The sequence below is a fragment of the Symplocastrum torsivum genome (assembly GCF_059505465.1).
This window is the reverse complement of record NZ_JCACKQ010000115.1, coordinates 113,034-125,226: the sequence shown is the minus strand read 5'-3', so window position 1 is coordinate 125,226 and position 12,193 is coordinate 113,034. Positions and strand designations below refer to the sequence as shown.

Annotated in this window: 13 protein-coding genes; 6 read left to right on the top strand and 7 right to left on the bottom strand. The window is 47.3% G+C overall.

The window, feature by feature from the left end:
• Positions 1–38: 38 nt before the first annotated feature.
• Positions 39–1,037 (top strand): heterocyst master regulator PatR, encoded by a 999-nt coding sequence (gene patR, locus AC5JL3_RS28130; RefSeq protein ID WP_496077597.1) that lies wholly within the window; start codon positions 39–41, stop codon positions 1,035–1,037.
• Positions 1,038–1,226: 189 nt separating this feature from the next.
• Here the strand turns inward: patR and AC5JL3_RS28125 are convergent, their stop codons facing one another.
• The 4 genes from AC5JL3_RS28125 to AC5JL3_RS28110 form a co-directional block, all read right to left on the bottom strand.
• Entirely contained in the window at positions 1,227–2,426 is a 1,200-nt protein-coding gene (locus AC5JL3_RS28125; protein ID WP_496077596.1) for a homocysteine biosynthesis protein, read from the bottom strand.
• Between the two features lie 291 nt (positions 2,427–2,717).
• Positions 2,718–3,008, bottom strand: coding sequence for a hypothetical protein (locus AC5JL3_RS28120; RefSeq protein WP_496077595.1), 291 nt, complete (start codon positions 3,006–3,008; stop codon positions 2,718–2,720).
• Positions 3,009–3,296: 288 nt separating this feature from the next.
• Entirely contained in the window at positions 3,297–4,445 is a 1,149-nt protein-coding gene (locus AC5JL3_RS28115; protein ID WP_496077594.1) for an AI-2E family transporter, read from the bottom strand.
• Between the two features lie 385 nt (positions 4,446–4,830).
• Entirely contained in the window at positions 4,831–7,182 is a 2,352-nt protein-coding gene (locus tag AC5JL3_RS28110) for a glycoside hydrolase family 31 protein (protein ID WP_496077593.1), read from the bottom strand.
• Between the two features lie 9 nt (positions 7,183–7,191).
• Between AC5JL3_RS28110 and AC5JL3_RS28105 the strand changes: the two genes are divergently transcribed.
• Positions 7,192–7,353 carry a hypothetical protein gene (locus AC5JL3_RS28105; RefSeq protein ID WP_496077592.1) on the top strand — a complete coding sequence of 54 codons (162 nt, stop codon included), beginning with the start codon at positions 7,192–7,194 and terminating at the stop codon, positions 7,351–7,353.
• Positions 7,354–7,511: 158 nt separating this feature from the next.
• Entirely contained in the window at positions 7,512–8,594 is a 1,083-nt protein-coding gene (gene psbA, locus AC5JL3_RS28100; protein WP_192221405.1) for a photosystem II q(b) protein, read from the top strand.
• A gap of 164 nt (positions 8,595–8,758) precedes the next feature.
• On the opposite strand, the gene AC5JL3_RS28095 is transcribed toward psbA, so the two are convergent.
• A complete protein-coding gene (locus AC5JL3_RS28095; protein WP_496077591.1) occupies positions 8,759–8,944 on the bottom strand; it encodes a hypothetical protein in 186 nt (61 codons plus the stop codon).
• Between the two features lie 21 nt (positions 8,945–8,965).
• On the opposite strand from AC5JL3_RS28095, the gene AC5JL3_RS28090 reads away from it, so the two are divergent.
• From AC5JL3_RS28090 to AC5JL3_RS28080, 3 genes are all read left to right on the top strand, one after another.
• Positions 8,966–9,148: a hypothetical protein gene (locus AC5JL3_RS28090; protein WP_496077590.1), complete on the top strand. Its 183-nt coding sequence runs from the start codon at positions 8,966–8,968 to the stop codon at positions 9,146–9,148.
• Between the two features lie 24 nt (positions 9,149–9,172).
• On the top strand, positions 9,173–9,388 hold the full coding sequence (locus tag AC5JL3_RS28085; RefSeq protein ID WP_496077589.1) for a hypothetical protein: 216 nt from the start codon (positions 9,173–9,175) through the stop codon (positions 9,386–9,388).
• Positions 9,389–9,525: 137 nt separating this feature from the next.
• The gene (locus tag AC5JL3_RS28080; RefSeq protein ID WP_496077588.1) at positions 9,526–10,626 is read left to right on the top strand and encodes a DUF3474 domain-containing protein; all 1,101 of its coding nucleotides are present in this window, start codon (positions 9,526–9,528) and stop codon (positions 10,624–10,626) included.
• A gap of 157 nt (positions 10,627–10,783) precedes the next feature.
• On the opposite strand, the gene AC5JL3_RS28075 is transcribed toward AC5JL3_RS28080, so the two are convergent.
• Complete coding sequence (locus tag AC5JL3_RS28075; protein ID WP_496077587.1) at positions 10,784–11,209, bottom strand: hypothetical protein; 426 nt, start codon at positions 11,207–11,209, stop codon at positions 10,784–10,786.
• A gap of 123 nt (positions 11,210–11,332) precedes the next feature.
• The gene (locus AC5JL3_RS28070; protein WP_496077586.1) at positions 11,333–12,151 is read right to left on the bottom strand and encodes an endonuclease/exonuclease/phosphatase family protein; all 819 of its coding nucleotides are present in this window, start codon (positions 12,149–12,151) and stop codon (positions 11,333–11,335) included.
• Positions 12,152–12,193 lie beyond the last annotated feature (42 nt).

Here is a 12,193-nt window from a genome sequence, read left to right as displayed (position 1 = left end):
AGGGAATGTGTCTCCGCCGCTAGGAGGTTAGAGGTTATATGAGTCATCTCGTGAATCGGTCTTCCGACTCACCTAAGTCGTCTGGTGATCATCCACCAGAAACGAACAGTGTGCAAAACCAGCACCAATCAACGCCAGCCGACGATTCGCCAAACACGCCCACTGAATCAGCCCAAACGGCTGATTCAACTGAGACAACGTTACCAGACGTTCAGCGACAGCAACCGATTCCTCCGCCGAGTGAAGCGATGCAGTACCGAGCGATTGGTCTAATACGAGGGCAATATATGCCTTCGGTAGACCAATTAACGCGGGGCACGCTCTTGGCGGCGGATGGAACATTGATTGATGCAGTGTTACTAGGTCGAGTGATGAGCTTGGTGAAGAATCACTTGAGCTTAGATCAACCCCACCTTTGGGTTGTTTATCCCCGTTCAAGGCAAGAAGACGGTAACTTACATGTCCAAATTGTTGGGGTTTGGGAACCCGAAAAACTGAATCAGCCAGCATCAACTGCACCCTCCTCGACTGAGGAAGTGTCGGAGAGTTCTGAGACACAGAAGGTTACAGACGAGCCAAAATCTGACTCCTCATCGGTTCTTAATGATGGCTACTTTTCCATTCGCGGTGAGGTAATTTACCAGTCGCGGGAACAAGAACAAGTAATCGTCAAGATTAAGCAGTCTCCTCGCAAAGAGTCAGAGAAAATTAAGTTTTTTAAATTGAAGCTTAAGGGTTCTCTAGGAGACCGGGCTGTTGGTCACTTCTGGGATTTGCATATCCAGCTACAGGCTAATACTCTGCTGATTCAGGAGGCAAACGACATTGGTTTAATGCCTGTGAAGAAGCGAACCGGAAGGAAACCCCCTTACGGAAGGCGACCTGAAGGAAGAAAGAGTACCTCTAATCAACGCCCTGTTCGCAAAGGAGAGCGTCCAGCAGCAACAACACCACCCAAGCGTCGAGAATCGGTTCCCAAACCAATCAAGCGCAGCGAACAGCGAGGTGGCGGAGGCACTTCCGGGAGTCCTTCTTGATTTAAGCTATCAGCTTTCAGCTATCAGCCCTCAACAGCGAGGCTGAGGCTAATACAAGCCCAATAATATTCCGTAACGCTCCTGCCAGTGGGAGGAGCGAAGAATGATGGCGGCGTTTAGTTGGCTACCCAATCACTTTTTGGTGACTTGGCTTCTAGCTGATAGCTAACTGCTGATAGCTGACCACTTCTACTCCAGAGCAATTTGAGAACCCCAACGATCTTGAGGTAAGAAAGAGCGATCCATCGGAATTGCCGCAACGGGTTCAGTAAGAGTAAACTCGCCGCTTTCAATCCATTGCTTCAATTCCAAAGCAACTTGCCGCGAGAGGAAGATGCTGGCAAGGGGAGCAACCCGTACTGCTTTGCCATCAATGACGATGCGACCTGTTTTAAGTTGGGCGTAGCTTACTAACCCAAAGGTAGGACGGACACGACGAGGAATGGAAAAGTCCACTACGGGAGCAACGATATCCTTATCTTGGACAGCACAAGCATTAACAACCTCTTCTGTTAAAACAGGCAGGGGTACGCCAACGCCAAGCATTAGGGATGGACCATAGTTTTTGAAATAGCATCCCCGTACCCACTTAGGGTTCATCAGCTTAGCGTCACCAATCAAAGCGAGAGTTGCAGCAGGCCCAATTGGTGTGCGATTCGGAAGACGTTTTTGTAAAGGGAAATGCTGAGTGCCTTCCCATGCAATGTAGCCGATGCCACCACCCAGGAAAATCTGAGTTCCAATCCCAATGAGTTTTAGATCTGGGTCATTCAGGAGGGGAGAAATGGCACCAGGGTTGGAATAGACGGCATTTGAAAGTCGGGGTTGAAGGGGACCAAGGTAGGTATATAAAGGGCGATCGCCTCCATTTACACCCACAATAAAGTTTTGGTATAGATTCCGGGGATTAAATAAATAAAACTGATTAATTGTTTCGCGTGTAATGGTTGTCTCAAAAGATGCTCTAGGGTAGCAGTCTGTGACCTGCCCAATCGCTCGTAACTGTATCGGTTTACCCGCAATCAGGTCTTCAATGACATGACCGCCGCCGCGTTCTCTCGACTCTTCAACGTCTGGAAGTTCGCTCGTACCTGTATAGTCTACGACTTGAGTTGCCCCTAAATATAAATCCACTGCCCCAAAGCCAGCATAAGCCGGGACACCATCTATCCAGCACTTACGAATCTTCATAGGTGGGTCTGTATGACCCAAGTTGATAATCGCTCCCGACGACTCCATTGGTTCAAATGTGCCAGTGGTAATTACATCCACTTCTTTTGCCGCCTGAGTAACACCAACCTCTGCTACCCGTGCTTTCAGTTCTTCTACCGTCCAAACCACAGCACGTTGGCGACGAATTTTGTCATTAATTTCAGCAAGGGTTCGCATGATATGAGTTATCGGCGTATGTGCAACAGGGGCACAGGATTCGGGAACTAAGCTCTCGTTGCCTTTAAGTAACAGGGCAAATTTGTCAGTTTAGATCAAGTGGAGAGGAACGTCCTTCATGTCTCTGGGGACTGGCGGCAGGTCAAGAATTTTTCCAAATCAAGCGGGCACAAGCCCATTTTGATTCATCCCAATCCCTAATCCCTAATCGCCACTCCCCAGCCCCGATTGACCCAACCGTCAAGAGCAAAATGCAATTTGAATGCACATCAGCCTAGTTATGACTACATCCTAAGTTTGGCTATCCAAATGCTGCGCCCTTACAAGAGTGGATTGATGAAATCGGTTATTTAACTCAAAATTCCGGTGGAATTGAAGTTGTCCTTGCTGGATAGTCCAGTCCGATTGCTCTGGTGTCACATCAAACGTGATTTCGTAGGAAGCGTTTGGATTGTTCGCCCTGAGGATTTGTAGATGGGCTTCAGCGTCATTGCGGCGGCGAAAGCGAATGATGAGCTGTGAGTGCATATTAGGGAAGTTGCGAATTATACACCATGGAAGCAGCTTATTTTTGTAATTCATGAGACTTTCCTTGTTAGTAGATGCAATCTGCTTAAGCAGCAGGATTTATGCTACCGCGCTTCTTGGTGCGTAGTTATTTTTTTAAGAAAAGCGATCGCGATGAAGAGAAAAGGCAGGGGAAGCCAGGGAAGCCGGAAAGGCAGGGGGAGAGTTTTAGGGGTAGGTTATTTGTCTAGGGACGATGACAAGGACTAAGTAAAGTTCCTTAATCCCCAATCCTTAATCACACTCAACCAACACTGTTAATTTCCACTAACTTACTTATCAGTAGATTTGCTGACTTATCCCCTATTTCCTCTCTAAATCATTAGCACTTGGCTTATCGTGAATGGCTATATTCTCTTGGGCTGCCTGATCAGACTCATGTGCCTCAGGTGAATCATTAACAATGACTAATTCAGTCTGTTTTTTTTTGTGACCCTGCCATTGATCAAGAATATCTTTAATGACTACTTCCTTAAGCCAAACCTGAGCAACAACAGTTAAAGGCAGAGCTAGGAGTAAGCCTAAGAAACCGAAAAAAGTCGCAAAAAATACTTGAGCAAGTAACGTTACAGCAGGTAATAGTGACACCTGTTGTGCCATTACATAAGGCGTGAGCAAGTTCGACTCAACTTGTTGAATCAACACGTAGAGAATCAACACCGCGAGCGCTTTCCAAGGTGTCTCAAGTAAAGCGATCGCAATTGGCGGTATAACACTTAACGCCGGTCCAATATTAGGAATAAAAGTCAAAATACCTGCTAACGCGGCTTGTGCTAAGGCTAACGGTACTCTCAGTATCAGCAAGCCAACAAAACTCAACGAGGCAATGACAAACATATTGAAGAGAATACCAATCAGCCACCCCCGCAAAGCCACCTCACATTGATCTAATATATTTTCGACTCTATGCCGATAAAAAGAGGGAAAAAGTCGTATAAAACTTTTACGATAAGGGGTAGGGTCAGCTAATAGCATCAACGTCAAAATTAGCACCAGCAAAAACTGACCAAGGAAGCCCAAAGAACTAGAGAAAAATGTGAAGCCACCACCCAACAATCGATTAGCTAAAGGCTGTAACTGTTGAATCAGTTGGTCAACATTCGGAATATACTCCATCAACTGAGGAGAAATCCGACTTTGGAGTATCTCAAACCAACTGCTGAATCGTTGTATCCCTTTGGGAACTAACTCACTTAGCTCTTGAAACTGAGAAGCAAAGGGCGGCACAATTACCAAGAAAAAGCCGACAAAGACTGCAATCAAGAGAAAAATCGCAAGCAGGACAGCAAAAGCCCGCTTCATCCCCGACTGATGGAATCGTTTCACCAAAATATTTAAGGCATTGGCAAGCACGACGGCGGCAAATATAAGTAACACTACCTGCCGAATTTCCCACAAGATGTACACGGAGACGATAAAGGCAAGTAAGCCAATCCATCTGCCTAGACTCACAAACAACCTCCCACCTGCTGTGGCTTGACAAAGCCGTAATTCTAGTTCGATGCAGCTAGATTAGCTGATCTTGAATGCAACGCCAAAAACTTTTGGTACTGCGAGTATCCAACCTAAGTTAGCAACCTGTGAAGAAACGTTCATCAGTCCCAGGTTATGAGGCATTGAGTGGAGTGGAGAGGAAGAGTAACAAATACGCTAGCTCAAAGACAGACTAGTCTTCCCCCAATACTGTTCGGTTAACCTCTCCCCCAACCCCTCTTCTCTTAGGAGAGGAGAGCAGGACTCCCCCCCTTCCCTAGCAGGGAAGGAGGGTTGGGGGGTTAGGTCGGCTTTATCCGAACAGCATTGAGTCTTCCCCTTCCTTGCCTTTCCAATCACTGCGTCAGTCTAAATTTGTTGAGAACGTTAGCTGGCGTGCTGTGCCATCATCGACGAAGCGTTGTTCACCAACACCGACGAGGTCTACAACCGTTTCACGCGCAGTCGGTGTCCACTCACCTTCTCGCGCTCCAATTTCGACGATTGTTTGTTGCTCTTCTGAATGAATGCGGTAGGTTGTTGTGCAGCAAGCACCTGTTTTGTACTCAAAGGTGTGACCGTCATCTTCATAAAGCGTCCACTCGCCAGTACCTCTCCACACCCGAATTGTTAATGGGTCTAAGGGACGCTCATCTACATATTGCATCACGGGTGCCATCGGAATAATCGAGCCAGCCCGAACATACAAGGGCATCTGCTCAAGCGGTGCGTGGGCAAGTATCTGTGTGGGACCTTCAAAAGCTTCATGACTCCACCAGTCGTACCAACGTCCTTCTGGTAAGTACACGGCACGGTGTTCAACGCCGGGACGGTAGATAGGTGCTGCCATGAGTGAAGCCCCTAGCATCACCTGGTCAGAGAGAGTGTAGGTTTGTGGGTCATTGGGGAAGTGATAGAGGAGAGGGCGTAGAACTGGTGCCCCAGTTGTTGCGGATTCCCAGAAGAGAGTGTAGAGGTAGGGTAGCAAGCGATAACGGAGTTCGATGTACTCGCGGCAAATTTTCTCAGCCTTGTCGCCAAATACCCAAGGTTCATGCTGTGCGGTACTCAGTGCCGAGTGTCCCCGCATTAAGGGGTAAAGCATTCCCACTTGCATCCAACGGGCAAATAGTTCAGCCGTCGCATTCCCGGCAAATCCACCGATATCAGCACCAACAAAGGCAACACCCGATAAACCCAAGTTACAGAGCATCGGTATCGACATTTCCAGGTGTTCCCAGAGCGCTTGATTGTCCCCAGTCCATACGGCTGACCAACGTTGAATGCCCGCATAGCCGGAGCGCGTCAGCACAAAAGAACGTTCTTTAGGGCGTAACTGCTCAAGCCCTTGATAAGATGCTTGTGCCATTGTCAATCCATACAAGTTGTGAGTTTCAGCATGGGTTGCACCTTCTTCAGCAGGTCCCTGTGGAGAGTCGGGAGGGAACCAAATCTTATTACCGGGGTCACCAAAGGGACGATCATCAAGTGCAGGCTCGTTCATGTCGTTCCAAATTCCTGCTACGCCGATACTCGTGAGGCTTTTTTGCAAACTTCCCCACCAATCCCGTACCTCAGGACGCAAGAAATCGGGAAAGACAGCTTTATCCGGCCAGACATAGCCATGAAATAACTGACCATTTGTTTTGCGTACAAAATAGTCCTTTTCTAGCCCTTCATCAAAAACTCGATAATCGGCTTCTGGCTCATACTTAACGCCTGGGTCAATAATCGTTACTGTCTTGAAACCCTTCTGACTCAGGTCATGGAGTAATTGCGGCGCATCAGCGAAACGCTTAGAACTCCAAGTAAAGACGCGATACCCGTCCATGTAGTCGATATCGAGATGGATGACATCACAGGGAATTCTGCGATCGCGAAATTCACGGGCAAGTTCGCGAACGATATCCTGAGACTCGTAGCTCCAACGACATTGGTGATAACCTAGTGCCCACCGAGGTGGCAACGGCATTCGACCTGTGAGTTGAGTGTAAGTGTTGAGAATCTTTGCAGGTTCAGAACCATAAATAATGTAGTAATCCAATTCACTGCCCTGTGTTTCCATTCGCCAAACACCAGGCTGCTGGGCCCCAATATCAAACTGACTCCAAAAGGTAGTGTTGAAGAACAACCCGTACCCAACTCCCGGACGCAACGCCATGAAGAAGGGAATCGCTTGATACATGTTGTCTGTAAGTACGTCGTAATCGAGTGCATCAAACGTCCAGTTGGTTTGAACTTTAGACAACTTGTCGAGTAACCCCGTGCGTTCCCCAAAGCCATAGAAGTGTTCCTCCGCTTCAATCCGTTTCCAAGCCGCAACTGCACCAGCCCGCCAACTCATTACTGGGTCAGCATCTTGGGCAAAGGGCTGTCCGGCTGAGTCAAAGCACTGGATACGGCAAGGGTTACGCTGGACAACAATCCGTAGTTGCTCCGTTTCAATTTCTATAGCCTCTGCGGTTTCTCGTACCTCAAAGGTTACAGGCGACCATTGTTCATCCGCCCGTGTTACTGCCCAAGATCGACGGGGTAGAAAGGTGCCACTAGGTGACATTCGTACCCTAACTAAGTTCGGGGCAAGCACACTAATAGTTAGGCTGGGTTCACCACACTGAAAGCGCACCTGGCGATCATCTTGTTGTATTGCCTGTATCGCTCCGATGGTTGACCAAGACGGTTTGGTTGTGTGCAGTTGTCCGAAGTATTGCGGCATAGTCCCTGATTGAACGACAAGTTTATAGAAGTCGAGCTATGGACGCTACCGCATCTGGCTGCCCGATTTCCTACTGAATACTTTGGCTTTACGCCTTCCCAAATCGAGGGTTACACGGCAACTGACAACAAGCTACTACCTCTAGGTACAGATAGGCTGACCGAATCCTGAAAAGCGGATAATCGGTTGAAGTTGGGTCATCACTACTGGTCAATCTAAAAAATTTGTCTCAAACTATTTACAAAATTTAATAAAAAGCTTAATCTAATTACAGACAGACAAAAAACGTCTGCCTAACCTAAAAAACAAATCAAGCAATAATAAACCAAATGACAACCACATTACAGCGCGAAAGAAGCGCCTCCGTGTGGGAACGGTTCTGCAACTGGGTAACCAGCACCGACAACCGCCTCTATGTAGGCTGGTTCGGCGTGTTGATGATTCCTACCCTCTTAGCCGCCACCACCTGCTTCATCATCGCCTTCATCGCTGCTCCCCCAGTAGACATCGATGGTATCCGCGAGCCTGTTGCTGGTTCCTTACTCTACGGAAACAACATCATCTCTGGTGCAGTAGTTCCTTCTTCTAACGCCATCGGCTTACACTTCTACCCAATCTGGGAAGCCGCTAGCTTAGATGAGTGGCTCTACAACGGTGGTCCATACCAGCTCGTAATCTTCCACTTCCTCATCGGCGTATTCTGCTACATGGGACGTGAGTGGGAACTCTCCTACCGTTTAGGGATGCGTCCTTGGATTGCCGTAGCCTACAGTGCGCCTGTAGCAGCAGCAACCGCCGTATTCCTCATCTACCCAATCGGACAAGGTTCCTTCTCTGATGGAATGCCCTTGGGAATCAGTGGAACATTCAACTTCATGTTCGTGTTCCAGGCTGAGCACAACATCTTGATGCACCCCTTCCACCAACTTGGTGTAGCTGGTGTGTTCGGTGGTTCACTCTTCAGTGCAATGCACGGTTCACTCGTGACTTCTTCACTGGTACGTGAAACAACCGAAACCGAATCACAGAACTACGGTTACAAGTTTGGACAAGAAGAAGAGACCTACAACATCGTTGCGGCTCACGGCTACTTCGGTCGTCTCATCTTCCAATACGCTTCATTCAACAACAGCCGCAGCTTGCACTTCTTCCTCGCGGCTTGGCCTGTCATCGGTATCTGGTTCACCGCGTTGGGTATCAGCACGATGGCGTTCAACCTGAACGGTTTCAACTTCAACCAGTCGGTCATTGACTCACAGGGTCGTGTGATTGGCACCTGGGCTGATGTGTTGAACCGCGCCAACCTGGGTATGGAAGTGATGCACGAGCGCAATGCTCACAACTTCCCTCTCGACTTGGCGGCTGGTGAAGCAACTCCGGTTGCTCTGACAGCTCCAGTTATCAATGGCTAATTCTTAGCATCTAGCTTATTAAGAAGCGCCTCCTTAGGGAGGCGTTTTTTGTTGCAACCAAATTAGGGCTGACAATCTGGTTTCAAATCCGAGTCAAACATAATCGCAAACTTCGCGTTAGGGATTAAGCGACGAAGAATCTGCAAATGACCATCGGCATCAGATTATGTACGACAACGAGCAACGACTTTTCGCTGCATATTAGGAAGCAGACGAACGACTAACCACCGATTCAAACAATCTCTGTAAGGCATAATTAACGTATCTCCATTGAGTTTGGAGCCAGAGCCAGCGCAGATCTTTTGGTTGGGATGGGCGCTGGCTTCTGACATATGGTTTAATAAAACCATATTGATTATTATTCAACCATAATGAGCCAAAAAGGGTCAAGTAAAAACAAAGAAGTTGTCCGGCGGCTGAATGTGCCTTTGGCAGAAGATGAGAGTGAGAAGTTGAAAAAGCTCGCCGAAGCAGAGGATCGCTCTGAGGGGAAAACAGCCCAGAGGTTAATTCGAGAGGGATTGGAGAGGGCAGAAGCGGAAGGAAAAATTTAATTGAAGCTTGCGACAAAGAATTGATTGGGGACAGAGGCAGTAGCGATCGCAAAACCTTCACTCTTCAGTTCTGCTGTTCAAAAGCAAGTCTATTGTTTTGGGTTAGGCGATCGCACAAGCAAGCCTCTGCTTTTGGGTGGGGATGTCATCACAGAGAGTGCGATCGCTCTTGCTCACCTTCAGATTAGTTTTCAGATTGCAATAGGCAATGCATTTTTCGCATGGCTGCGGTACTTATGAGGATTTACAACAAAAAGTATCTAACAATACAGATAAATAATTTTATTTATGAATTAAGAGCTGCTTTGATTGCACATTTACTTTTGGAGGATAGAATGATCCCCAGTGCTTACAACTAAAGTCGAAAGAAAAACTGCGTGCAATCAAATCTCATTGAGTTAAACATTCCTTCTGAAAAGGAATCATTGAATAATGGACGCTCAGAGCTTCCCTTCACCCTACAAGAACTAAAATCAGCTATTCCGGCTTATTGCTTCGAGCCATCACCCTGGAAATCACTGTCTTACTTTTTTCTCGATATCTCGATTATTGGTTCCCTCTATGGGGTAGCCTTTTTTTTTGATTCTTGGTGGTTCTTGCCTGTGTTCTGGCTAATGCAGGGAACAATGTTTTGGGCACTATTTGTCGTTGGACACGACTGCGGACATGGTTCTTTTTCCAAGAAGAAATGGCTAAATAATCTGATTGGGCATCTGGCTCACACACCCATTCTTGTTCCCTACCACGGTTGGCGCATCAGTCACAGAACCCATCATCAAAACACAGGGAACATCGACACCGATGAAAGCTGGTACCCCGTCACCGAAACCAAGTATCGCAGTATGCGTTGGTGGGAAAAGCTCTTACGCTTCGAGGTATTACTATTCGTCTATCCCTTGTATCTGTTTAAGCGTTCTCCGGCAAGGGAAACAGGCTCTCACTTTAACCCCAGTAGTCCGCTGTTTCGCCCTTCTGAAAAGTGGGATGTAATAACAAGCACTATCCTATGGTCTTTGATGATCGGCTTTTTGGGCTTGCTGACTTATCAATACGGCTGGCTATTTCTGTTGAAGTACTACCTCGGTCCTTATGTTGTTTTTGTGGTCTGGCTTGACTTGGTAACCTTTTTGCACCACACAGAATCAGACATCCCCTGGTATCGTGGCAAAGATTGGTACTTCCTCAAAGGAGCGCTATCTACCGTTGACCGCAGCTATGGCTTCATCAATGAGATTCACCATAACATCGGTACTCATGTCGCTCACCACATATTCCTCAATATGCCTCATTACCATCTAAAAACAGCGACAGAGGCAATCAAACCAATTTTGGGAGACTACTACCGGAAGTCTGACGATTCTATCTTCAAGGCTTTCCTTCGTTCTTGGCGCAGTTGCCATTTTGTCCGAGACAAAGGCGCTGTAGTTTACTACGAATCGAAGAGTGAACTGAAAAAAGCTGATGCAGCTTGTGAGTAAGCTTTGAAGTAATCAGGAAACCGTGGGAGGGTGGACGTAAGGTCTTGATTCTATCAGTACCCTTACGTCCACCCCTTCACAAAATACTCGCTGTGGCAGCCGTCAAGACTAAGTGAATTTCTTAGTTGTTATAGAGCTTTTCGCAAGCGTTGAGTGACTAACCGACTAAAGTCAAATCTTTCTCAGCCGTAGAGTCAACTGTATCTTGCTCTGAAATGGAGGCAATAAGTGCATCTGACGGAACTGAAATTGGGAAAGAGATCGCGTTTAAGAATTCTTCTTGAGGAATTTCAGCAAGCGCCGTATCCGCTTCTTGACCAGCACGGCGTACTTTGTAAACTATGCCAGCACCAAATAAGCCCGCTACTGCCGCCATGCCAATACCGAGAATTCCCAGATTATTGTCACTGGCATTCACTTGATTTGTGTCCAACTGTGTAGCGGGGGAAGTTAGAGAGTCTTCATTCCTCGGAGTTATACCCTTATCTTTGCCAAACAGGCAGGGGCCAGCGCTAGCCGGATTGACTGAAGCAAACAGGCAGGCTGTGGAGAGGATGGCAGCGATAGCAAAAGATTTTTTCATAAAGGTTGCACGATCAGAGTGTAAAGTTCTTGAGATTATGGAACGTACAAAAGCGACTTACTGCATAAACTGTTACAAAAAATAAACCAGATTTTGCCGATAGAAGCAAGTGCTGTGCTTTTTTCACTCAACAGGAGAGACAAAGTCGGCGATTACAGGAAAGTGATCGGAAGGCAAAACTCCTTCCCATTGCCCTGTGTCTAACTCCACGTTCCGAAGCCTGATACGTCCGTCATAGTAAATCGTATCAAGGGCAACAAAGCCTTTTCCTGTAAAGTCGTGGAAACTCTGCTGATGTTCTAATTCAACACCAGCAAAGGCATCGTGGAGGGTTATATGATTGAGCAAAGGACGCTCTAGTGCTTTTCGGGCTGTTGTTCCAGGCTCGGCGTTAAAGTCACCCGTGATGAATAGATAAGACTCAGGTAGATTGAGGTGACTTAAGCGATTGGCTTGCAGCAGGGAACAAGCGCGATCGCTTATCAACTTTGCACTCAATTCTTGCGCTTTCGCGCTTTCATAGTCGAGATGAGTGTTAAAAACTGTAATAGTTTGCTGCTCATCCACAACGGCAAATACAGCCCAAGTCGCCATACGCGGCAAAGAATTACCCCAGTGGAGACTCATACTACCAGGGATTTCTGGAGTTTCGCTTAAGAAAAAGTCACCACTCGCAAGACACCGCAGTCGCTGAGTATTGTAGAAGATAGCACAATGCTCACCTGCTCCTGTGCCAAGGCGATCGCTTCCTACACTCTGGTAATCCGGTAGCAATCGATGCAAGTCTAGTAGTTGATGCGCCTGACCTTCCTGAGTACCAACAACATCCGGTGCATGGTGAGTAATGAGCCTCGCCACTGCCTTTTTCCGGACTGTCCAAGCGTTGTCACCAGGGTCAGGCTTGTCATAGCGCAAATTAAAGCTCATGACTTTGATGTCCATTTGTATTCCTTATCCCTATTTGTGGACATGGTTGTATCTTGA